Below are 21,755 nucleotides of genomic sequence, written 5' to 3' on the forward strand. Positions count from 1 at the left end.
ATTACAGCATGTTCCAGTCAATCAACATGTTCCACCACCAGATACCAATCGTGATATGTACCAGGAACGTTAAGATGGTCAGAACCGCGCCGACGAGCCACCAGGACTTTATATCGTTATAACCGACCCCGAAAATAACCGGGCCAGCGGCACCGCCATAGTGCGTGACCATTCCGCCATAAGAGTTGGAGAATAATAAGGCCAGCGCGGTTAGCATTAATGGCGCGCCAGAGACATTCGCCAGCATGGCAAATACCGGCATCATCGCCACAATATAAGCGCTACCGGAGGCAAAGAAATAACGGACAATAATACTCAGGAACAAAATGACGAAGAACGCCACGTTACCATGATTATCAAAAGAGAGGTTGTTTTTAAACAGTTCAGCCAGCCAGTCAAAAAACTTCACTTTCGATAATAAAGAGCTTAAGCCAATGATACCGCCGTACCAGATTAATGTATTCCAGCCGCCCTTATTTTTAACGACATCATCCCAGCTCACCACGCCCAGTAACAACATCGCGCCCATCACCACAATCGCAACGGTTGATTCATCCACGCCAAGTTGTTTACTGAAAATCCAGCCTGACAGCGCGAGGACAAAAATACCCAGCAGTAATTTCTCACGGCCTTTCATTGGCCCGAGATCCTGAAGCCCGGCTTTCGCGATCGTCTTATTATCAACCTTTTTAATTTCCGGTGGGTACATGGTATAAATCACCAGCGGCGTCACCAGTAACATAATGATACCCGGCACCATTGCTGCCAGCGCCCATCCTCCCCAGCTTAATTGCAGATGGCAAATATCGTTGATCATTTTCAGCGCCAGTATGTTCCCTGCCATTGCGGTAAAAAACATATAACTGGTCGTTTTCGTGACCATATACACGGACATCATTAAGTAATGACCGACACGACGGGGGCTTTTTTCAGGCTCAGAACCCAGCGCGACGGCCACACTGTTGATAATAGGTAAAACAATGCCGCCTGCGCGCGCCGTGTTTGACGGCGTTGCCGGAGAGAGAACCAGATCGAGAAAAACCGTGACGTAGCCCAGCCCCAGCGTGGTATTCCCAATCTTACCAATCAGAATATACGCAATGCGTTTGCCCAGACCGGTAGTGACAAACGCGGCGCTTAACGTAAACGCAGAAAATACCAACCACGTCGTTCCAGAGGCATAACCGCTGAGCACGCTGGTCGTTTTAAACGCCCCTTCACTTAAATTTCCGACCACGACCATCGATGCCGCAACGGCAATCAATAATACAACGGGTTCGGGAAACGGTTTTATCACCAGCCCCACGATTGCCGCAAGATAGATGCCAAAGAGAACCCAGGCGAGTTCACTCAGACCGGCTGGCGCAGGAATTAAGCCAATAATACACGGGATCGCTAATATAATAATTAGCTTCCATATAGATTTTTTATTCATTTTTTTGCACCCTGATTTATCTGTATTCGTTATACAGAAAAGGCATTGTTTTATTTTCCTTAATCACAGCGAAATGAGATCAACATCATTCAGGAATATAAACTTCACCTGCAAAAATCTTTCTTGCTGTGCGAATAACAGAAGCACGTATTGAAGAAGGCTCATTACCTTCATTTGTTAAATGAATATCAAGGCACCCGCCCGGGTGTTCGATATTTATATCGCCATAGTCCGTCAATTGCGTCATCCGGTGGGCGACCGTCCCTTCTGTCGCACAACTACTGGCAAGCGCGATAGCACCAGTAATCGCCAGCGCCTTATGGCAGGAGTGCGGCATAAAATAGCGCACATTGATCGTCCCGCCCCGTCTGGCCGGGGAAATAAGCATCGGTTTAGGAATAACCATATTGCTGACGTCGCCTAACCCCATCGCTTTACCCGCCTGCAAACGGATGGATTCAATGCGGCGCAATAATTCAGTATCGGCATCGAGTTCCGCAGGGGATTCATAACCCGTTTTACCGACATCTTCGGCAGCGATAATGACCACCGGCATCGCCATATCAATACAGGTGACGGCAACGGAATTAAAATGATCGACACGATGACCGGTCGGAAAAATTTGCCCGGTTTTGGCGCCAGCAGCGTTCAAAAACGTGAGTGCCACGGGCGCGGCCGTTCCCGGTACGCCATCGATTTTTGCCTGGCCTTCGTACTCAACGGCGCCGTCCGGCGTCTGCACGTCCGCTTCGATATACGTATTTGTATTTACATTACGTATACGCACGCGCGTGACGGGCGGCGTAGTCTCAATTAAGCCATGTTCAATCGCAAATGCGCCTACCGCGGAAAGCATATTTCCACAGTTCGGCGTGGTATCAACGCGGTGTTCATGTACCAGAACCTGAGCAAATAAATAGTCGATATCTGCTTTTGAGTCATCCGAACGACGGATAATGGCCACTTTACTGGTCAACGGATTACCGCCGCCAATGCCATCTATTTCCAGTTCATTCCCCGATCCCATAATTGCCATCAATATGGCATCGCGCCGCTGTCTCTCCTCAGGAAGGTGTTCTGCTAATAAAAACGCCCCTCTGGATGTTCCCCCTCGCATCAACGTGCAGGGAATTTTTTTCATAACATTGCCCTCAATTAAAAAACATTAGCGTTAATGAGGACATGGTTGCACGCGCAGAATAGAGAGGCTAATGACTTTAAATTTATGATTGATAATTTATTTGCATTAATCAAGACGGATAATTTACATATAAACTACGTTTTTCTCTCCTGGGGCAGCAAATCAGGGAATCCCTGGATTCTATTTTCTGGAGTTATGATGAAACACGAATTATCAAGTATGAAGGCATTTGTCACACTGGCAGAGGCAGGATCATTTAACAAAGCCGCTAAATTACTTAACATTACGCAACCTGCATTAACTCGCAGAATAAAAAAGATGGAAGATGATTTACATACCCTGCTTTTTGAGAGAACAACACGTAAAGTAGAATTAACAAAAGCGGGGAGGATGCTGTTACCGGAAGCCAGAGAATTAATAAGAAAATTGGATGAAGCTCTTTTTAATGTTCGCGAAATGAATGCTTATCACCACGGCACGATCACATTGTCCTGTATTCCGACCGCTGTTTTCTATTTTTTACCCCTTGCTATCGGAAAATTTAATGAGTTGTACCCCAATATCAAAATACGAATTCTTGAAAAAGGTACGAACAACTGCATGGAATCGGTGTTGGGTAACGAAGCTGATTTCGGCATAAATATGAACAGCATCACAAATTCTGCTATTGACTTCACCCCGCTGGTGAATGAACCGTTTGTTCTGGCCTGTCGACGAAACCATCCCTTAGCCAGTAAGCAACTGGTCGAATGGCAGGAGTTGGTGGGCTACAAATTGATTGGCGTGCGGTCATCCAGCGGTAACAGGCTGCTTATTGAGCACAATCTGGCGGATAAACCCTGGAAGCTGGACTGGTTTTACGAGGTTCGTCATTTATCGACCTCGCTTGGGCTGGTTGAGGCCGGGCTGGGTATTTCTGCGCTGCCGGGGCTGGCAATGCCTCAGACAGTGCATCCCACGCTTATCGGAATCCCGTTGATCGAACCCGTTATCAGACGCACGTTAGGGATTATCCGGCGCAAAGACGCCGTTCTCTCTCCTCCGGCAGAGCGTTTTTTCTCTCTGCTTTTGAATGTCTGGGCCGATGATAAAGACACGCTGTGGACGCCTTTTGCTGAACCACAGCGGCAACAATAACGCCGTATCCGGCCGACGGCCCGGTAAGCGAGCGCCACCGGGCACAACGTCACGGAATATTAATACGCGTTAACCACGACCCACATAGGCCCCTGGCCTACCGCATAACGGCCTTTCTCCGTCAGCAACCCCTGCTCACCGGCAATGGCATACACCGCAATATGGTGTGACTTCTGCCCGGCGGCAATCAGATACTTACCGCTATGATCGACGTTAAAGCCGCGCGGCTGCGTTTCGGTCGGCTGGAAGCCCTCTTTCGTCAGTACGCTGCCGTCTTCAGAAACGCTAAAAACGGTAATCAGGCTGGCGGTACGGTCACAGGCATACAGATGACGGCCATCCGGCGTAATGTGGATATCCGCCGCCCAACGCGTGTCAGAAAAATCGGCAGGCATCATATCCAGCGTCTGCACGCATTCAATATTGCCGTGCGGATCTTTCAGCTCCCAGACATCAACAGAGCTGTTCAGTTCATTCACGCAGTAGGCATATTGCTGGTTCGGGTGGAACGCCATATGGCGCGGCCCGGCCCCCTCAACGGTGGTGACTTCCGCCGGTTCCTGGGCGACCAGTTTGCCGTCGTCACTGAGCGTAAACAGGCAAATGCGATCCTGCTTCAGCGCAGGCACCCACAGCGTCCGGTTATCCGGCGAGATATTCGCTGAGTGGCACCCTTCCAGCCCTTCAACGACATCCACCACGCCAGCCGGCAGGCCATCATCCAGACGGGTCACGCTGACGTTACCGGCATTGTACGAGCCAACAAACACAAAACGGCCCTGATGATCGGTAGAGATATGGGTTGGGCTACCCGGCAGAGCGGACTCCGCCGCGAAGGTCAGCGCGCCGTCATCCGGCGCAATACGGTAAGCCAGCACGCGGAACTCAGGACGGACGCCAACATAGAGATAGCGCTTATCAGGGCTGACCACCATCGGCTGAACCTGCCCCGGTACATCAACCACCTGCACCAGCTTCAGCGAGCCGTCATGATTCAGGCTCCAGACGTGAATTTGCTGGCTCTCAGGGCTGGCGGTATAAACGGTTTGCTTCATGACTACTCCTTCCTTATGGCAACTGTCTGCAATTGCGGAATACAGCTTAACGTAGACGCTTTTAACGGTGAATGCTGAATTAACGCTCAGAATTTTGTCCGGCCAACCGTCTCGGTGTACCATTCCCGCAGGCAAAATTCTCAACCTTAATCTGGAACTCCCTATGACCGCTCGTGTGATTGCCCTGGATTTAGACGGCACCTTACTGACGCCGAAAAAAACATTGCTCCCCTCCTCGCTTGAGGCGCTTTCTCGCGCCAGAGAGGCAGGCTACCAACTTATCATCGTCACTGGCCGTCATCACGTTGCGATTCATCCTTTTTATCAGGCACTGGCGCTGGATACACCTGCAATTTGCTGTAACGGCACTTACTTGTATGATTATCAAGCAAAAAATGTTCTTGAAGCCGATCCGCTGCCTGTCGATCAGGCATTGCAATTGATTGATCTGCTGGATGCGCATCAGATTCACGGTCTGATGTACGTTGATGACGCGATGGTTTATGAACGCCCGACCGGCCATGTGATCCGTACCGCTAACTGGGCGCAGACGCTGCCGCCGGAACAGCGTCCGACCTTTACTCAGGTGCCGTCGCTGGCGCAGTCGGCACGCGACGTCAACGCCGTCTGGAAATTCGCGCTGACCGATGAAAATCTGCCAAAACTGCAACAGTTCGTGCAACAGGTTGAGCATCAGCTGGGTCTGGAGTGCGAATGGTCCTGGCACGATCAGGTGGATATCGCGCGTAAAGGGAACAGCAAGGGGAAACGCCTTACCCAGTGGATTGAAGCGCAGGGCTGGTCGATGGAGAATGTGGTGGCGTTTGGCGATAACTACAATGATATCAGTATGCTGGAAGCGGCAGGCACCGGCGTTGCGATGGGCAATGCTGACGACGCGGTGAAAACGCGGGCGAATATCGTGATCGGCGATAACACCACGGACAGCATTGCGAAGTTTATTTATACCCACCTGCTGTAATCAGGCGGTAATTGAAACACTCTTGATTTGCGCGTACAGCCACAGGCCAGGTTTGATGCCCAGCTCATCCCTGGCCCACGGGCTGATTCTCGCCCACAGCGTTTTCCCGCCGACTTCAAGCTGGACTTCCACCTGCCCGTTATCGTCATAACAGTTTGCCACTTTTGCCCGCAGGATATTACGGATACTGGTTTGCATCGGTGGCTGTAATACCAGCGACACGTCCGAGGCCTGAATACGAATACGCAGCACGGTTTGCAGCGGCTCTTCCAGTTTGTTGACCCACAGGTGCTGATCGCCCAGCGCCAGCGCGGTCATTGCATAATGCGGATGATGCTCCAGCACGCTCACTTTCAGGATGCTGCTCTGCTGCTCTTTCGGCAGCCACGGGTGCATCACACTGCTGCCCCAGACCTCTTCCAGCGCGCCAAACGCTTTCACCTGCCCGTTTTCCAGCACCATGACTCTGTCCGCCAGATGTAAAATCTCGTCCAGCGAGTGGCTGACGTACAGCAGGGGGATATTAATTTCGCGCGCCAGGCGTTGCAGATACGGCAGCAGTTCGCGTTTGCGCGGAATATCCAGCGAAGCCAGCGGCTCATCAAGCAACAGTAGCTCCGGCGCGGTCAGCAACGCGCGACCAATCGCCACACGCTGTTTTTCCCCGCCGGAAAGGCTGCCTGGCAAACGCTCCAGCAAAGGTTCGATACCGAGCAGATCCACCAGCTTGTCGAACTGTCCAGCCATGCTTTTCGCCATGCCATAGCGCAGATTGCCGCGCACTTTGTAATGCGGAAACAGTCGGGCATCCTGGAACACATAACCGACGCGCCGTTTTTCCGGCGTCAGGCAGATGCCATTTTCAACATCATTAAGCACGCGACCATTGAGCACAATGCGCCCTTTTTGCGGACGCGTCAGTCCGCTGATGGCATTGATCAGCGATGTTTTCCCGGCGCCGGAAACGCCAAAAATAGCGGTGATCCCATTGGCAGGTAGCGTTTCGTTGAGCGTCAGACAGTGGGTGCCCAGCGTCTGGGAGAAATTGAGTTCCAGCATGTTTATCTCCCCGCGCGCTCACGGCTGATACGCGCCAGCCATTCCGAAATCAACAATGAGATCAGCGCCAGCACAATAGAAATAATGCACAATCTCGCCGCCGCGCTTTCGCCGCCAGGGGTCTGGATCAGGGTATACATCGCGGAAGGAATGGTGCGGGTTTCACCCGGAATGTTAGACACGAAAGTGATGGTAGCGCCGAACTCGCCGAGCGAACGGGCAAACGCCAGCACGGTCCCGACGATGATGCCAGGCAATGTCAGCGGTAGCGTAATGGTGAGGAAAACACGCCAGCGTCCTGCGCCCAGCGTTCTGGCGGCCTGCTCCAGCTTAATGTCGACCCCTTCAAGCGCCAGACGAATAGCGCGAACCATTAACGGGAAAGACATCACCGCCGCCGCCAGCACGGCGCCTCGCCAGCTAAAGGCAAAGGTAATGCCGAACCAGTCATAAAGCCACTGACCAATAAATCCGCGTCGGCCCATCGCGATAAGCAGCAGATAACCGACCACCACGGGCGGTAAAACCAGCGGCAGATGCAGTACGCTGTCAAGCAACGCTTTGCCTGGAAACTTGCATCGCACAAGTAACCAGGCAAAAAAGATCCCAAACGGCAGACTAAACAACACGGCCAGGGAAGAAACTTTCAGGCTCAGTAGAACGGCCTGCCATTCTGGATCAGTCAGTATCATTACTTCGTCGTAAATCCATAACGTTTAAAGATTTCGGAAGCCTGCGGTCCTTTCAGGTAGTCATAGAACGCGCTGACCGTTGCGTTTTTGTGTCCATCAACAATCGCGATCGGGTATTCCACTTTCTTATGGGAATCTTCCGGGAACGTGCCAACCACTTTCACGCCTTTGCTGGCAACGGCATCAGAACCGTAAACGATGCCCAGCGGCGCTTCGCTACGCTCCACCAGCGCCAGTGCGCCACGCACGTCTTCCGCAGGAGCCAGTTTCGGCGCCAGGGTATCCCATGCGCCCAGTTTTTGCAGCGCTTCTTTTGCATAAATGCCAGCCGGAACGTGTTCCGGGTCGCCCACCGCCAGACGACCGCCATTCAGCAGAGTCGTCCAGTTGGTTTTGCTGTCGATGGTGATGTCTTTCTGTTCACTGGCTTTTGGCGCGACCACAACCAGGCTGTTGCCAAGCAGCGTTTCACGCGTTGCGGTATCAATCGCTTTTTTGTCTACCGCGTAATCCATCCATTTCTGGTCAGCAGAGATAAACAGATCCGCTGGCGCTCCCGCTTCAATCTGGCGAGCCAGCGTAGAAGAAGAGGCAAATGAAGAGACAACGTCAACGTTCTTCTCTTTTTTGTATTCAACCGCAATATCCTGCATTGCGTTGGTCAGCGAAGCCGCCGCGAATACGGTGATTTTCCCTTCATCCGCCAGCGCATGTCCGGCAACAGTCAGAGATAATGTTGCCCCAGCAAACAGGCGTAACCATGTACGTGCCATCTGTAACTCCTTTGAGTGTCGTTATGTAGGCGCAAATATAGCGAGAAAATAAGGTTTTTCCCAGAAGTTATTGATACCCAATTGAGGTTACGCAAAGAAAATATCGGCAGGAAAAGCAGGATCTTGAGGGGCGCTACCCAATGGATTTCGAGTTGCGCTGAGACTCACAGGCACAGCCAACAAAAATGCGGCCTGAAAGTCGAAGAAAGTAAAACGCCCGACTGAGCGGGCGTTTAAAAATCAATGGTTTTGTCTGGACTGGTCTTTCTGACCGATACCGGAGAAAATGTTGAACACTTCACCCAGACCGTAAATCAGCCCCAGAATGATGGCCATGACCACCGGAACCATGACTACGGCGAATACCAGACTTTTCAATAACTCTAACATGGTCAACTCCAGATAGGATTCTTTTGATATTCTAACTGCATAAATGAGAAAAGCACTCCCCTTTTGTGCGGTCGACTTTGCGCGGAAGCGGTTTTCCGTCACAATAACCCTTTTGCCAGGATCTTGTTATGCAGGCCGAAATCCTCCTTACACTCAAACTTCAACAAAAATTGTTTGCGGACCCCCGCCGCATTTCGCTGCTCAAGCATATCGCGCTTTCCGGCTCCATCAGCCAGGGGGCGAAAGATGCGGGCATCAGCTACAAAAGCGCCTGGGATGCCATTAACGAGATGAACCAACTCAGCGAGCAGACGCTCGTCGAGCGCGCAACGGGCGGCAAAGGCGGCGGCGGCGCGATACTGACCCGCTACGGTCAGCGCCTGATCCAGCTTTACGATTTGCTCGCCCAGATTCAGCAAAAAGCGTTCGACGTGCTGAGCGACGACGACGCCCTGCCGCTCGACAGCCTGCTGGCCGCCATTTCCCGTTTCTCTTTGCAAACCAGCGCCCGTAACCAGTGGTTCGGCACCATTACCGCACGCGATCACGATCAGGTTCAACAGCATGTCGATGTGCTGCTGGCCGACGGCGAAACGCGACTGAAGGTCGCCATCACTGCGCAAAGCGGCGAGCGTCTTGGCCTTGATGAAGGTAAAGAAGTCCTGATCCTGCTGAAAGCGCCGTGGGTTGGCATTACCCAGGACGAGGCGATTGCCCGGGCTGCCGACAACCAGCTTCAGGGAACCATCAGCCATATTGAACGCGGCGCCGAGCAGTGCGAAGTCCTCATGACATTACCTGACGGCCAGACGTTATGCGCCACCCTGCCCGTTGAAGAGACCGCCACGCTGGAAGAAGGTGCTAACGTGACGGCATATTTTAATGCTGACAGAGTGATTATCGCTACGTTGTGCTAAGTGCATTGACATCTGTTCTTTGAACACGTATCCCTGTCATTCATCGCTGCAAAAAATGGGATACAAAATGTCATCATTGCATATTTCGCAAGGTACGTTTCGCCTGAGCGACACAAAAACGCTTCAGTTAAGTGCGCTGACGTTGCAGGCGGGGGAGAGCTGGGCTTTTGTCGGCACCAATGGAAGCGGGAAATCGGCGCTGGCCCGCGCGCTGGCGGGAGAACTGACGCTACTGAAAGGCGAGCGCCAGTCTCAGTTCGCGCGCGTCACCCGCCTCTCATTCGAACAGTTGCAAAAACTGGTCAGCGATGAATGGCAGCGCAATAACACCGATCTGCTCAGCCCTGGCGAAGACGACACCGGACGTACTACGGCAGAAATCATTCAGGATGAGGTGAGCGATCCCGCCCGCTGTGCCGAACTGGCGCAGCAGTTTGGCATTTCTTCTCTGCTCGACAGACGTTTTAAATACCTTTCTACGGGCGAAACGCGCAAAACGCTGCTTTGTCAGGCGCTGATGTCAGAACCGGATTTATTAATCCTCGATGAGCCGTTTGACGGGCTGGATGTCGCCTCCCGCCAGCAACTGGCGAATCTTCTCGCCACGCTGCACCAGTCGGGCTACACGCTGGTGCTGGTGTTAAACCGCTTCGATGAGATCCCCGAATTCGTTCAGTATGCGGGAGTCCTTGCCGACTGCACGTTAACGGAAACGGGGGAAAAAGCGGATTTGCTCCAGCGGGCGCTGATTGCCCAACTCGCGCATAGCGAACGACTGGAAGGCGTAAAGTTGCCCGAGCCGGATGAACCTTCTGCCCGTCACGCCCTGCCGAACGGCGCGGCGCGCATTATTCTCAACGATGGCGTCGTCTCCTATAACGACCGCCCTATTCTTAATCATCTGAGCTGGCAGGTGAATCCGGGTGAACACTGGCAGATTGTCGGGCCTAACGGCGCGGGAAAATCCACCCTGCTAAGTTTAATCACCGGCGACCATCCGCAGGGATACAGCAACGACCTGACGCTGTTTGGCCGCCGTCGCGGGAGTGGTGAAACAATCTGGGATATCAAAAAACATATCGGCTATGTCAGCAGCAGCCTGCATCTGGATTACCGCGTCAGCACCACGGTGCGTAATGTCATTCTCTCCGGTTACTTTGACTCGATTGGCATCTACCAGGCGGTTTCCGACAGGCAGCACAAGCTGGCGCAGCAATGGCTGGATATTCTGGGAATGGACAAACGCACTGCGGATGCGCCTTTCCGCAGCCTGTCCTGGGGGCAACAACGGCTGGCGTTGATTGCCCGTGCGCTGGTCAAACACCCTACGCTGCTGATTCTTGACGAGCCCTTACAAGGCCTGGACCCGCTGAATCGTCAGCTTGTTCGCCGCTTTGTCGATGTACTGATTAGCGAGGGAGAAACGCAGTTGCTGTTTGTCTCCCATCACGCGGAAGACGCCCCAGGCTGCATTACCCATCGGCTGGAGTTTGTACCGGAAGGCGAGAGTTACCGCTATCAACAGACGACGCTGCGTTAGCGGTTCACTGGGGGCGTGCGACCACGCCCCTTTTTTCACTGCTTTTTCAGATAAAAGGCGCAATCATTCTTAAAGCATATGATTTATCATTAAATAACAGTCGTCGGCGGGTGAAAAAACCGAAGTGTAAACGATTCCACTAATATATTCCATGTCACACTTTTCGCATCTTTGTTATGCTATGGTTATTCCATACCATAGGCTTAACGGAGCGAATTATGAGAGTACTGGTCACCGGTGGTAGCGGTTACATTGGAAGTCATACTTGTGTACAGTTACTGAAAAACGGTCACGATGTCATCATCCTTGATAACCTCTGCAACAGTAAGCGCAGCGTACTGCCTGTTATTGAGCGATTAAGTGGTAAGCACCCAACTTTCGTTGAAGGCGATATTCGTAACGAAGCGCTGATGACTGAAATTCTGCATGACCACGCGATTGACGCCGTCATTCACTTTGCCGGTCTGAAAGCCGTGGGCGAATCTGTCGCCAAACCGCTGGAATACTATGACAACAACGTCAACGGTACGCTGCGTTTAATCAGCGCCATGCGCGCCGCCAATGTCAAAAACTTCATCTTCAGCTCCTCCGCCACCGTCTACGGCGATCAGCCCAAAATTCCTTATGTCGAAAGTTTCCCGACCGGCACGCCGCAGAGCCCATATGGCAAAAGTAAACTGATGGTCGAACAGATCCTGACCGACCTGCAAAAAGCGCAGCCGGACTGGAGCATCGCCCTGCTGCGCTACTTCAACCCGGTCGGCGCGCATCCGTCAGGTGATATGGGTGAAGATCCGCAGGGCATTCCTAACAACCTGATGCCGTACATCGCCCAGGTCGCCGTTGGCCGTCGCGAATCACTCGCGGTCTTTGGCAACGACTACCCTACCGAAGACGGCACCGGTGTGCGTGATTACATCCATGTGATGGATCTTGCCGACGGCCACGTAACCGCGATGGAAAAACTGGCTGGCAAACAAGGCGTGCATATTTACAACCTTGGCGCCGGTGTTGGCAACAGCGTGCTGGATGTGGTTAACGCCTTCAGCAAAGCCTGCGGTAAACCCGTTGCTTATCATTTTGCCCCACGCCGTGAAGGCGACCTTCCGGCCTACTGGGCGGACGCCAGCAAAGCCGACCGCGAACTGGACTGGCGCGTAACCCGCACTCTTGACGAAATGGCACAGGACACCTGGCGTTGGCAGTCACGCCATCCGCAGGGATATCCAGACTAAGGACATGTCATGACGCAATTTAATCCTGTCGATCATCCACATCGCCGTTTTAACCCGCTAACCGGACAGTGGATTCTGGTTTCACCGCATCGCGCAAAGCGCCCCTGGCAGGGGGCGCAGGAAACGCCATCTCAGCAGGCGCTTCCCGCCCATGACCCGGACTGCTTCCTGTGCGCGGGCAATACGCGCGTAACCGGAGATAAAAACCCGGATTACACCGGCACCTATGTCTTTACAAATGACTTTGCCGCGCTGATGTCTGACACCCCGGACGCGCCGGACAGCCATGACCCGTTAATGCGTTGCCAGAGCGCCCGCGGCACCAGCCGCGTGATCTGCTTTTCTCCCGATCACAGCAAGACGCTGCCGGAACTGAGCCTCCCCGCGCTGACCGACATCATCAAAACCTGGCAAGAACAGACTGCCGATCTGGGAAAAACCTACCCCTGGGTGCAGGTTTTTGAGAATAAAGGCGCGGCGATGGGCTGCTCCAACCCGCATCCGCACGGCCAGATTTGGGCCAACAGCTTCCTGCCGAACGAAGCCGAGCGTGAAGATCGTTTGCAAAAAGCCTACTTCGCCGAGCAGCACTCCCCGATGCTGGTGGATTATGTGCAGCGCGAACTGGCGGACGGCAGCCGTACGGTGGTTGAAACCGAGCACTGGCTGGCGGTCGTGCCTTACTGGGCGGCCTGGCCGTTTGAAACGCTGCTGCTGCCCAAAGCGCATGTGCTGCGCATTACCGATTTGACCGACGATCAGCGCGACTCCCTGGCGCTGGCGCTGAAAAAGCTGACCAGTCGTTATGACAACCTGTTCCAGTGCTCCTTCCCCTACTCCATGGGCTGGCACGGCGCGCCGTTTAACGGTGAAGAGAACGGGCACTGGCAGCTGCACGCGCACTTTTATCCACCGCTGCTACGTTCCGCGACAGTCCGTAAATTTATGGTCGGTTATGAAATGCTGGCGGAGACCCAGCGCGATCTGACGGCAGAACAAGCGGCGGAGCGTCTGCGCGCGGTCAGCGACATTCATTTTCGCGAATCAGGAGTTTAAATAATGAGTCTGAAAGAGAAAACACAATCTCTGTTTGCAGAAATTTTCGGCTACCCTGCTACCCACACCATTCAGGCGCCTGGTCGCGTCAATCTGATCGGCGAGCACACCGATTACAACGACGGCTTCGTGCTGCCTTGCGCTATCGACTACCAGACGGTGATTAGCTGCGCCACGCGTGACGATCGCAAAGTGCGCGTGATTGCGGCTGACTACGACAACCAGGTTGATGAATTCTCCCTTGATGCGCCGATCGTTACCCACGACAGCCAGCAGTGGTCAAACTACGTGCGCGGCGTGGTGAAGCATCTGCAAAAACGAAATAACGCATTTGGCGGCGCGGATCTGGTTATCAGCGGCAATGTGCCGCAGGGCGCGGGACTCAGTTCTTCTGCGTCGCTGGAAGTCGCGGTCGGCACCGTATTCCAGCAGTTGTACCACCTGCCGCTGGATGGCGCGCAAATCGCGCTCAACGGCCAGGAAGCGGAGAATCAGTTCGTCGGCTGCAACTGCGGCATTATGGATCAGCTGATCTCCGCGCTGGGTAAAAAAGATCATGCCCTGCTGATTGACTGCCGCACGCTGGGTACGAAAGCGGTTTCCATGCCGGAAGGCGTGGCGGTGGTGATCATCAACAGTAACTTTAAACGTACGCTGGTGGGCAGCGAGTACAATACCCGCCGCGAGCAGTGTGAAACGGGCGCGCGTTTCTTCCAGCAACCGGCGTTGCGCGATGTCAGCCTTGCGGCGTTCAACGCGGTGGCCAGCGAACTGGACCCGATTGTCGCCAAACGTGTTCGCCACGTACTGACCGAAAACGCCCGTACCGTTGAAGCCGCCAGCGCGCTGGAGAAAGGCGACCTGAAACGCATGGGTGAATTGATGGCGGAATCTCACGCCTCAATGCGCGATGACTTCGAAATCACCGTCCCGCAGATCGACACGCTGGTCGAAATTGTGAAAGCGACCATCGGCGATAAAGGCGGCGTACGCATGACCGGCGGCGGCTTCGGCGGCTGCGTCGTCGCGTTGCTCCCGGAAGCGCTGGTTCCTGCCGTACAGCAGGCCGTAGCCACGCAGTATGAAGCGAAAACCGGAATCAAAGAAACGTTTTACGTATGCAAACCCTCACAAGGAGCCGGACAGTGCTAAACGAAACGCCCGCACTGGCGCCCGATGGTCAGCCGTACCGCCTGCTCACCCTGCGCAACGATGCAGGAATGGTGGTCACGCTGATGGACTGGGGCGCCACACTACTTTCCGCCCGTATCCCGCTAACCGATGGCAGCGTCCGTGAAGCGTTGCTGGGGTGCGCCAGCCCGGAATATTACCAGGATCAGGCCGCCTTTCTTGGCGCATCGATTGGCCGCTACGCCAATCGCATTGCCAACAGCCGTTACACCTGGGCGGGTGAAACCGTCAGTCTGCTGCCAAGCCAGGGTGAAAACCAACTGCACGGCGGGCCGGACGGCTTTGACAAACGTCGCTGGCAGATAGTCAACCAGAACGATCGTCAGGTGCTGTTTGCACTGACGTCTGACGATGGCGATCAGGGCTTCCCCGGCCATCTCTGCGCCACCGCGCAGTATCGTCTCACCAACGATAATCGAATCTCCATTACCTATCGAGCGACGGTAGATAAGCCCTGCCCGGTGAACCTGACCAATCACGTCTACTTTAACCTGGACGGCGAGCAGTCAGACGTACGCCAGCACAAGCTACAGATTCTGGCTGATACGTACCTGCCGGTTGATGAAAGCGGTATTCCACGCGACGGGCTGAAATCCGTTGCCGGAACCTCGTTCGACTTCCGCAGCGCAAAAACCATCGCCAGCGCGTTTCTTGCCGATGACGATCAGCGCAAGGTAAAAGGTTACGATCACGCCTTTTTATTGCAGACCAAAGGCGATGCCAGCCAGCCAGCCGCGCATCTGTGGTCGCAGGATGAGAAATTGCAGATGAAGGTTTATACCTCCGCTCCGGCGCTGCAATTCTATTCCGGCAACTATCTGGGCGGCACGCCGTCGCGCGGGCCTGAACCTTATGCCGACTGGCAAGGCCTGGCGCTGGAAAGCGAATTTCTGCCAGACAGCCCGAACCACCCGGAATGGCCGCAACCTGACTGCGTGTTGCATCCCGGCGACGAGTACGCCAGCCTGACGGAATATCAGTTTATTCCGGCCTGACGATGAGCCATAACAGGCCCGATGGTGCCAGCTATCGGGCCTGTGGCGCGTCGCTTTGCTCAAATCCCCACCACTCAAAGACAAAATCGCAACTCCGGGTTCACAAGAACCTTACACTGCGTCACTATTTTCGCTATGGTTATGCGTAAGCGTTGCCGCTGACCTGTCACGGCAATATAATGAGAATTATTATCATTCAATAAAGCTTGAGGAGTGAGAGTATGGCTGTAACTAAGCTGGTTCTGGTACGTCACGGCGAAAGTCAGTGGAACAACGAAAACCGTTTCACCGGTTGGTACGATGTAGACCTGTCCGAGAAAGGCGTGGGTGAAGCAAAAGCGGCAGGTAAACTGCTGAAAGAGGAAGGCTATAGCTTCGATTTTGCTTATACCTCCGTGCTGAAACGTGCCATCCACACGCTGTGGAACGTCCTGGACGAACTGGATCAGGCCTGGCTGCCGGTTGAGAAATCCTGGAAGCTGAACGAACGTCACTACGGCGCACTACAGGGTCTGAACAAAGCGGAAACCGCTGAAAAATACGGTGATGAGCAGGTTAAACAGTGGCGTCGCGGTTTTGCCGTAACCCCGCCGGAGCTGACCAAAGATGACGAGCGTTACCCGGGCCACGATCCGCGTTATGCGCAACTGACCGAGAAAGAGCTACCGCTGACTGAAAGCCTGGCGCTGACTATCGATCGCGTGATCCCTTACTGGAACGAAACCATTCTGCCGCGCATGAAAAGCGGTGAGCGCATCATCATCGCCGCTCACGGTAACTCTCTGCGTGCGCTGGTGAAATACCTGGATAACATGAGCGAAGAAGAGATTCTCGAACTGAACATCCCGACCGGTGTACCTCTGGTGTACGAGTTCGACGAAAACTTCAAACCGATCAAACATTACTATCTGGGTAACGCTGACGAGATCGCGGCAAAAGCGGCGGCCGTAGCGAACCAGGGTAAAGCGAAGTAATCTGATTTGCCTGATGGCGCTTCGCTTATCGGGCCTACGGGTTGGCAATATACGTCCTGTAGGCCGGATAAGGCGTAAGCCGCCATCCGGCAATACATGCACTTAAACCCCGATAACCCCGTCGAGCACCACCTGCGCCCTGCCCTGTGAACAACGTTCCACACGACCCCGAACGTTATACACTTCCGCCAGGCTTTCTGCGGTAATAACCGCTTCCGGCGCGCCGCTGGCCACCAGTTTGCCCTCCTTCAGCATCAGCACATGTTCGCTGTGGCGTAGCGCGATATTAATGTCATGCACCACCACAACCGTCACCATATTGCGCGCCCGCGTTTCCCGCGCGATCAGATCCATAACGTGAAACTGATAGTTCAGATCCAGCGCGCTAAGCGGCTCGTCCAGCAACAAAAGTTCCGGGTAGCGAATCAGCGACTGCGCCAGCCCCACCAGTTGCCGCTGGCCGCCGGAAAGCTGGTCAAGATAGTGCAGCGCCAGATGCGCAATGCCGAGTTGATCCAGGATTGCCAGCACCTGCGAGTGGCTGTTCGCGCCATCCCGCCCGCCGGACGCCCGCTGCGCCACGATAATTGACTCCAGCACATGCAGATGTACGCCCTGCGGCAGCGACTGCGGTAAAAACACCACCTTTTCCGCACGTCGGGCAAACGGCAGCGACATCAGGTTCTCACCGTCCAGCATGACCTCGCCACGGGCTTTATTCAGCCCGGCCAGCGCGCGTAATAACGTTGATTTCCCGCAGCCGTTCGGCCCCAGCAGAACGGTAATTTTACCGCGCGGCAGCTCAGGCACGCTGAGATCGCGGATAACCGGATGTTTCGGATAACCGGCGCTTATTCCCTTGAGGATCAACCCGCTCATGACATGCTCCCCCGGTGGCGCAAAATAATGCTCAGGAAGAACGGCACACCCACCAGCGACGTTACGATGCCTACCGGGATGATCACCCCAGGAACAATATTCTTCGACGCGATCGAGGCCAGCGACAGCACCAGCCCCCCCGTCAACACGCTGCCCGGCAGATAGAACCGGTGATCTTCACCAAACAGCATTCGCGCAATGTGCGGCGCGACCAGACCGATAAAACCGATTGGCCCGACAAACGCCACCGACAGCGCCGATAGCAGGCTGATGCGCAGCAGAGACGACAGGCGCAGGCGCCGCACGTCAATGCCAAAACTCATCGCCCGATCTTCCCCCAACCGCAGCGCCGTCAATTGCCAGGCGCTACGCATCGACCACGGCAGCACAATGGCAAACACCAACGCCAGCACGCCAAGCTTTTCCCACGACGCGCGCGCCAGGCTGCCCATCGTCCAGAACACCAGCCCCTGTAGCGTGTCCTCATCGGCAACGAACTGCATCATCGACACCAGCGCATTAAAGGTAAACACCAGCGCGATACCGAACAGCACCACGCCAGAGGTCGCCACGCGCGTCCAGCGAGTAATCCCGTCCAGCAGCAGGGCGGACAACAGCGCAAAAGCAAAGGCATTCGCGGGAATAAACCAGGCGGCAGGAACGCCGGGAATGCCGATACCCAACACGATCGCCAGCGCAGCGCCAAAGGCCGCAGCGGAAGAAACGCCCAGCGTGAACGGACTCGCCAGCGGGTTGTTCAGGATTGTCTGCATTTCGGCGCCCGCCAGCCCCAAAGCCATTCCCACCAGTAACGCCATCAGCGCATAGGGTAAACGGATATCCCAGACAATAACGCGCGTCCCCGCATTAACGCTTGCCGGGTGCAGCAGCGTTTGCCAGAGCTCGCCGAGCGACAGACCAGACGGGCCAAGCGTAGAGTCCAGCACCAGCGAGGCGACTATCGCCGCAATAATCAGCAGCGCCAGCATCAACCGCTTGCGTACCACAAGACGGTAGCGATCGTCGATCGACGGAGCATTAGCGGATAGCGACATAACGTTCCTTACCTGTAGAGTCATTTCGGCGGATTGAGCACATCGCTAATCTGCGCGTCGCTGAGTGTAATGCCAAAGAAGTCCTGGTAAAAGCGGCGGGTCTCCTTGCGCATATCCACATCGGCAAAGCGCTGCGGGTAGAGCGTTTTTGCCAGCCAGAGGAATTGTAACGCCTCTTCGCTGGTCTCCCGACACCACCAGAACATCCCTTTCGGGTTCACATACACGCGATGATGAATCACGGCATCCACCTGCGCCCACTGGGGAGAAGTCAGGATGGCATCCGCATCCCGCTTATTCATGGCGACAATCACCGCCGGATTTGCCGCGACAATCTGCTCAAGAGCGACTTCCCCCGTCCGGTTTTGCTTGTGGCTAAACCAGCGCTCGGCGACGTTTTTTGCACCGGCCAGATCCATCCAGTCCTGATTAAGCGACGGCCTGCCAGAAGTGGTCAGCGGATTGCCCATGCTGTGATAGAGGGTCATTCGCTGATCTTCAGGAAGATCGCTTAAGCGTGCCTTTACCCGCGCCACATTGCGGTCAAAATACTGCTGATACCGCTGCGCTTTATCCTGCGCATCTGGCCCCAGCACCTCCGCTGTTTTATGCACCCGGGCGGTCAGCGCCTGCATGGAGTTCGCCTCAAACGCCAGTACGCGCACCCCTGCCTGCTGGAGCAGCGACGCCCTCGGCACCGTCATTGATTTCGGCACAAACAGCAGTTGCGTACCGAGCGAGATGATCTGCTCCGGGTCCAGTTCGTGACCGCTGTTGACGCTGACAACGGCGACATTCTCAATACGCGGCAGACTCTGGCGAAAAAGCGGAATCGTCTTTGCAATCATCGACGTGCCAACAATATTATCGCCATACCCCAGCATGGTGATGATGGTGTTTTGCGCCGGCCACGGCGAAGCGATGCGCACATCGCTGTGCGGCTGCGCGGCAAACAGGCTCCCCGCCACCAGCCAGGCCAGCGCGGGGAAAATGCGGGTTAGCGTCATGACTCCATCCTTTAAAAATCAAACGTGACGGAGGCGCGAACTTCACGCCCGCTGCCGATAAAGGCGCTGGGTGAACCGTTATCGCCATCGGTGCCTGACGGGAAGATTGATGCCCAGTAGTGCTTATCGAACACGTTGTTAACCACCACGCGGAAGGTGGTCGGCACGTTGCTGATTTTCGTGGTGTAGCGGGTGCCCAGGTCCCAGGTGGTGTAGCTGCGGGCCCATGCGGTGTTGGTATCGTTGGCGGCACGCTTGCCGGTATAGTGAACGTTAGCGCTGTATACCCATTCCGGCATCGACGGTAAGCTGTACTCCGCCAGCATGTTCGCCTGCACTTTCGGTACGCCTACCACCCGTTTATCGCTGGTGGTATCGCTCACCGTATCTTTCAGTTTCGGATCGAGGAGCGTCACGCCGCTGTAGATATTCAGCCCTTGCCAGACATTACCGGAGGCCGTCAATTCCAGACCGTTATTGACCTGGTTCCCCTGTTCCTTATAGACATTATCGCCGGGATCGACATAGGCAAATGGACGCTCAAGACGGAACAGCGCCGCCCCCAGATTCATCCCGGAGACATCGGCTTTTAGCCCCATCTCATATTGTTTGCTGCGATACGGGTCGAGGGTTTGCCCGGCATTTTTCACGTCGCTATTGGTTGGCGCCGTCCCGCCCTGTTCCAGCGACTCCGCATAGCTGACGTAGGCCATCACATTCGGGGTGATTTTATACATCAACGCCGCATTCGGGCTTAAACCGTTCTCATCAATCTGGCCGGTTTTATGACCGCTTTTATTGTAGTTCTGCGACTGAATCCAGCTCTGGCTCAAGTAGAACATCGCCGACCATTTCGGCGTGAAAGTCACGGTATCCCCAAGGGTAATGCTCTGTTGCGTGTTGACGCTGGATTTATAACGATCCCCACCGGTTATGATTTTGCCATCGCCCTTTTCGTACATCTCAGAGGGGTGGTACATATTGGTGGTGTCCCAGCTATAAGACGGCCCCGTCCCTTTCGCACTGTACAGCGACCAGACATAACCGGTGGTCGAGAGCGCAATATCATGCCCGACAGAACCGGTATCAACATGACCGTTAAGCGTGGCGGTATTGCTCAGTACGCGAAAACGTCCTGCGGCAGTAGAGTCTTTCAGCGAACGGCTGATATCGCCCTGGTTATTGATAATTTTGCTGGATACGTTACGCATCGCACGATCCGCCTGCTGCCAGCCAACGCCCGCCGTTACGGACCAGTCATCATTGAGATAATGAATAAGACGCGTGCTCACCGTGTCGGTTGTCAGATCGTTCCCGGCCGTGCTGAGCGCCAGATTTTTATCTTTGGGATCGGGTGCGGAAGGTAGTTTAATGTTCGGGCCATAGCTGAAGCTTCCCGGATAGCCTTTTTGAATAAACTCATAGTGGCTGGCATCCAGCTGCAATTGCGTGCCTGGCTGAATATTCCAGTCCAGCGCCACGGAAAGCAACTTACGGCGCAGCGTACTGTCATCCAGATTCCCTTCACCTTCCTGATTTAGCACATTCACGCGATAGCCAAAACGGTTGTCATCATCAATGTGTCCGCCCAAATCGACATGCCCGGTAAAGGCGCTCCGGCTTTGATAACCCAGAGTGACTTTGCGCAGCGTCTCTTCCGTTGGGCGTTTGGCGACAAAATTAAACTGCCCGGCCGGACTTGCCGGGCCGTACAGCGCGCCGGTCAGGCTGTTGAGCACATCCAGGCGTTCCAGCATCTCAACGGGGAAAGCGGTGGTTGAGACGATGTTCAACCCATCCAGGCGGCTGTTGGCAACCACGCTGCCCTGCATCCCCCGGCTCTGCGGTCTGCCGACATCCATGCCGCCGCGCGCCTGCATTTGTGTGCTGGGCGAGTATTTCAGCAGTTCGCTCACGCTTTGCGCCTGCTGGTTCTCAATCATCTCTTTGGTGACGGTTGTGGTCGAATACGGTGTATCAACCCAGGCTTTATTGCCCAGCGGCCCGACATCGATATCATTGGTTTTGAATCCAGCGCCGGAAGCGGCATGCGTGGTATCGGCAGAAGGCTGGCTGGTGACGATAATTTCATCTTCAGAGGTGTTTGCCGCATGTGCGCTGTGCGGCGCCAGGGAAATGAGAAGAGGCAACAGCGTTGCCAGTTGAGTGGGCTTATTCATTTGTATTATCAATCGTTATGTAAAAAATTATATTACGACCGATATAAGTGTAAAAAGTTGAT

The 21,755-nt window shown here is 54.6% G+C and carries 20 protein-coding genes; 9 read left to right on the plus strand and 11 right to left on the minus strand.

Annotation, left to right across the window (positions count from 1 at the left end):
• Position 1: 1 nt before the first annotated feature.
• Together OGV79_RS08480 and OGV79_RS08485 are read right to left on the minus strand one after the other, a co-directional pair.
• Positions 2-1,435 (minus strand): anion permease, encoded by a 1,434-nt coding sequence (locus tag OGV79_RS08480; RefSeq protein WP_012133213.1) that lies wholly within the window; start codon positions 1,433-1,435, stop codon positions 2-4.
• A gap of 85 nt (positions 1,436-1,520) precedes the next feature.
• Positions 1,521-2,576 (minus strand): 4-oxalomesaconate tautomerase, encoded by a 1,056-nt coding sequence (locus OGV79_RS08485; protein WP_115609475.1) that lies wholly within the window; start codon positions 2,574-2,576, stop codon positions 1,521-1,523.
• A 198-nt stretch (positions 2,577-2,774) separates the two neighbouring features.
• Between OGV79_RS08485 and OGV79_RS08490 the strand changes: the two genes are divergently transcribed.
• Positions 2,775-3,713, plus strand: a complete 939-nt coding sequence (locus tag OGV79_RS08490) for a LysR family transcriptional regulator (RefSeq protein WP_047458020.1) — start codon at positions 2,775-2,777, stop codon at positions 3,711-3,713.
• A gap of 59 nt (positions 3,714-3,772) precedes the next feature.
• Here OGV79_RS08490 and pgl read toward each other — a convergent pair whose 3' ends face one another.
• A complete protein-coding gene (pgl, locus tag OGV79_RS08495) occupies positions 3,773-4,768 on the minus strand; it encodes a 6-phosphogluconolactonase (RefSeq protein WP_024130516.1) in 996 nt (331 codons plus the stop codon).
• Positions 4,769-4,931: 163 nt separating this feature from the next.
• Between pgl and OGV79_RS08500 the strand changes: the two genes are divergently transcribed.
• Entirely contained in the window at positions 4,932-5,750 is an 819-nt protein-coding gene (locus OGV79_RS08500; RefSeq protein ID WP_012133218.1) for a pyridoxal phosphatase, read from the plus strand.
• On the opposite strand, the gene modC is transcribed toward OGV79_RS08500, so the two are convergent.
• The 4 genes from modC to OGV79_RS08520 form a co-directional block, all read right to left on the minus strand.
• Positions 5,751-6,809, minus strand: a complete 1,059-nt coding sequence (modC, locus tag OGV79_RS08505; protein WP_012133219.1) for a molybdenum ABC transporter ATP-binding protein ModC — start codon at positions 6,807-6,809, stop codon at positions 5,751-5,753.
• Positions 6,810-6,811: 2 nt separating this feature from the next.
• Positions 6,812-7,501, minus strand: coding sequence for a molybdate ABC transporter permease subunit (gene modB / locus OGV79_RS08510; protein ID WP_012133220.1), 690 nt, complete (start codon positions 7,499-7,501; stop codon positions 6,812-6,814).
• Positions 7,501-8,274: a molybdate ABC transporter substrate-binding protein gene (gene modA / locus OGV79_RS08515; protein WP_012133221.1), complete on the minus strand. Its 774-nt coding sequence runs from the start codon at positions 8,272-8,274 to the stop codon at positions 7,501-7,503. The genes modB and modA overlap by 1 nt, the downstream gene beginning before the upstream one ends.
• 240 nt (positions 8,275-8,514) lie before the next feature.
• Entirely contained in the window at positions 8,515-8,664 is a 150-nt protein-coding gene (locus tag OGV79_RS08520; protein ID WP_024130518.1) for an AcrZ family multidrug efflux pump-associated protein, read from the minus strand.
• A gap of 128 nt (positions 8,665-8,792) precedes the next feature.
• Here OGV79_RS08520 and modE point away from each other — a divergent pair, with 128 nt between their 5' ends.
• The 7 genes from modE to gpmA all read left to right on the plus strand — a co-directional run bounded on the left by modE (position 8,793) and on the right by gpmA (position 16,572).
• Positions 8,793-9,581, plus strand: a complete 789-nt coding sequence (gene modE, locus OGV79_RS08525; protein ID WP_012133223.1) for a molybdenum-dependent transcriptional regulator — start codon at positions 8,793-8,795, stop codon at positions 9,579-9,581.
• 67 nt (positions 9,582-9,648) lie between these two features.
• Positions 9,649-11,121: a molybdate ABC transporter ATP-binding protein ModF gene (gene modF, locus OGV79_RS08530; protein ID WP_286468231.1), complete on the plus strand. Its 1,473-nt coding sequence runs from the start codon at positions 9,649-9,651 to the stop codon at positions 11,119-11,121.
• A 218-nt stretch (positions 11,122-11,339) separates the two neighbouring features.
• The gene (galE, locus tag OGV79_RS08535) at positions 11,340-12,356 is read left to right on the plus strand and encodes a UDP-glucose 4-epimerase GalE (protein ID WP_024130520.1); all 1,017 of its coding nucleotides are present in this window, start codon (positions 11,340-11,342) and stop codon (positions 12,354-12,356) included.
• Positions 12,357-12,365: 9 nt separating this feature from the next.
• Positions 12,366-13,412: a galactose-1-phosphate uridylyltransferase gene (galT, locus tag OGV79_RS08540; RefSeq protein WP_104868901.1), complete on the plus strand. Its 1,047-nt coding sequence runs from the start codon at positions 12,366-12,368 to the stop codon at positions 13,410-13,412.
• Between the two features lie 3 nt (positions 13,413-13,415).
• Entirely contained in the window at positions 13,416-14,564 is a 1,149-nt protein-coding gene (galK, locus tag OGV79_RS08545) for a galactokinase (protein ID WP_012133227.1), read from the plus strand.
• The gene (gene galM / locus OGV79_RS08550; protein ID WP_060815868.1) at positions 14,558-15,598 is read left to right on the plus strand and encodes a galactose-1-epimerase; all 1,041 of its coding nucleotides are present in this window, start codon (positions 14,558-14,560) and stop codon (positions 15,596-15,598) included. The genes galK and galM overlap by 7 nt, the downstream gene beginning before the upstream one ends.
• A 221-nt stretch (positions 15,599-15,819) precedes the next feature.
• Entirely contained in the window at positions 15,820-16,572 is a 753-nt protein-coding gene (gpmA, locus tag OGV79_RS08555) for a 2,3-diphosphoglycerate-dependent phosphoglycerate mutase (RefSeq protein ID WP_012133230.1), read from the plus strand.
• Between the two features lie 102 nt (positions 16,573-16,674).
• On the opposite strand, the gene OGV79_RS08560 is transcribed toward gpmA, so the two are convergent.
• The 4 genes from OGV79_RS08560 to OGV79_RS08575 are packed head-to-tail and all read right to left on the minus strand — an operon-like array spanning position 16,675 to position 21,693.
• Complete coding sequence (locus OGV79_RS08560; RefSeq protein ID WP_012133231.1) at positions 16,675-17,451, minus strand: ABC transporter ATP-binding protein; 777 nt, start codon at positions 17,449-17,451, stop codon at positions 16,675-16,677.
• Entirely contained in the window at positions 17,448-18,530 is a 1,083-nt protein-coding gene (locus OGV79_RS08565) for a FecCD family ABC transporter permease (RefSeq protein WP_052194398.1), read from the minus strand. The genes OGV79_RS08560 and OGV79_RS08565 overlap by 4 nt, the downstream gene beginning before the upstream one ends.
• A complete protein-coding gene (locus OGV79_RS08570; protein WP_012133233.1) occupies positions 18,527-19,513 on the minus strand; it encodes an ABC transporter substrate-binding protein in 987 nt (328 codons plus the stop codon). The genes OGV79_RS08565 and OGV79_RS08570 overlap by 4 nt, the downstream gene beginning before the upstream one ends.
• An 11-nt stretch (positions 19,514-19,524) precedes the next feature.
• On the minus strand, positions 19,525-21,693 hold the full coding sequence (locus OGV79_RS08575; RefSeq protein ID WP_286468233.1) for a TonB-dependent receptor: 2,169 nt from the start codon (positions 21,691-21,693) through the stop codon (positions 19,525-19,527).
• Between the last annotated feature and the right edge of the window lie 62 nt (positions 21,694-21,755).

It is taken from the genome of Citrobacter sp. CK185 (genome assembly GCF_030333565.1).
GTDB lineage: Bacteria > Pseudomonadota > Gammaproteobacteria > Enterobacterales > Enterobacteriaceae > Citrobacter_B > Citrobacter_B koseri.

Bases quoted from the DNA above. Each gene is read 5' to 3' on its own strand.
- OGV79_RS08520 (WP_024130518.1), bottom strand. From the start codon at position 8,664: ATGTTAGAGTTATTGAAAAGTCTGGTATTCGCCGTAGTCATGGTTCCG.
- OGV79_RS08575 (WP_286468233.1), bottom strand. From the start codon at position 21,693: ATGAATAAGCCCACTCAACTGGCAACGCTGTTGCCTCTTCTCATTTCC.
- OGV79_RS08560 (WP_012133231.1), bottom strand. From the start codon at position 17,451: ATGAGCGGGTTGATCCTCAAGGGAATAAGCGCCGGTTATCCGAAACAT.
- modC (WP_012133219.1), bottom strand. From the start codon at position 6,809: ATGCTGGAACTCAATTTCTCCCAGACGCTGGGCACCCACTGTCTGACG.
- OGV79_RS08480 (WP_012133213.1), bottom strand. From the start codon at position 1,435: ATGAATAAAAAATCTATATGGAAGCTAATTATTATATTAGCGATCCCG.
- pgl (WP_024130516.1), bottom strand. From the start codon at position 4,768: ATGAAGCAAACCGTTTATACCGCCAGCCCTGAGAGCCAGCAAATTCAC.
- OGV79_RS08485 (WP_115609475.1), bottom strand. From the start codon at position 2,576: ATGAAAAAAATTCCCTGCACGTTGATGCGAGGGGGAACATCCAGAGGG.
- modA (WP_012133221.1), bottom strand. From the start codon at position 8,274: ATGGCACGTACATGGTTACGCCTGTTTGCTGGGGCAACATTATCTCTG.
- OGV79_RS08490 (WP_047458020.1), top strand. From the start codon at position 2,775: ATGAAACACGAATTATCAAGTATGAAGGCATTTGTCACACTGGCAGAG.
- OGV79_RS08565 (WP_052194398.1), bottom strand. From the start codon at position 18,530: ATGACTCTACAGGTAAGGAACGTTATGTCGCTATCCGCTAATGCTCCG.
- modF (WP_286468231.1), top strand. From the start codon at position 9,649: ATGTCATCATTGCATATTTCGCAAGGTACGTTTCGCCTGAGCGACACA.
- OGV79_RS08570 (WP_012133233.1), bottom strand. From the start codon at position 19,513: ATGACGCTAACCCGCATTTTCCCCGCGCTGGCCTGGCTGGTGGCGGGG.
- modB (WP_012133220.1), bottom strand. From the start codon at position 7,501: ATGATACTGACTGATCCAGAATGGCAGGCCGTTCTACTGAGCCTGAAA.
- gpmA (WP_012133230.1), top strand. From the start codon at position 15,820: ATGGCTGTAACTAAGCTGGTTCTGGTACGTCACGGCGAAAGTCAGTGG.
- galK (WP_012133227.1), top strand. From the start codon at position 13,416: ATGAGTCTGAAAGAGAAAACACAATCTCTGTTTGCAGAAATTTTCGGC.
- modE (WP_012133223.1), top strand. From the start codon at position 8,793: ATGCAGGCCGAAATCCTCCTTACACTCAAACTTCAACAAAAATTGTTT.
- galE (WP_024130520.1), top strand. From the start codon at position 11,340: ATGAGAGTACTGGTCACCGGTGGTAGCGGTTACATTGGAAGTCATACT.
- OGV79_RS08500 (WP_012133218.1), top strand. From the start codon at position 4,932: ATGACCGCTCGTGTGATTGCCCTGGATTTAGACGGCACCTTACTGACG.
- galT (WP_104868901.1), top strand. From the start codon at position 12,366: ATGACGCAATTTAATCCTGTCGATCATCCACATCGCCGTTTTAACCCG.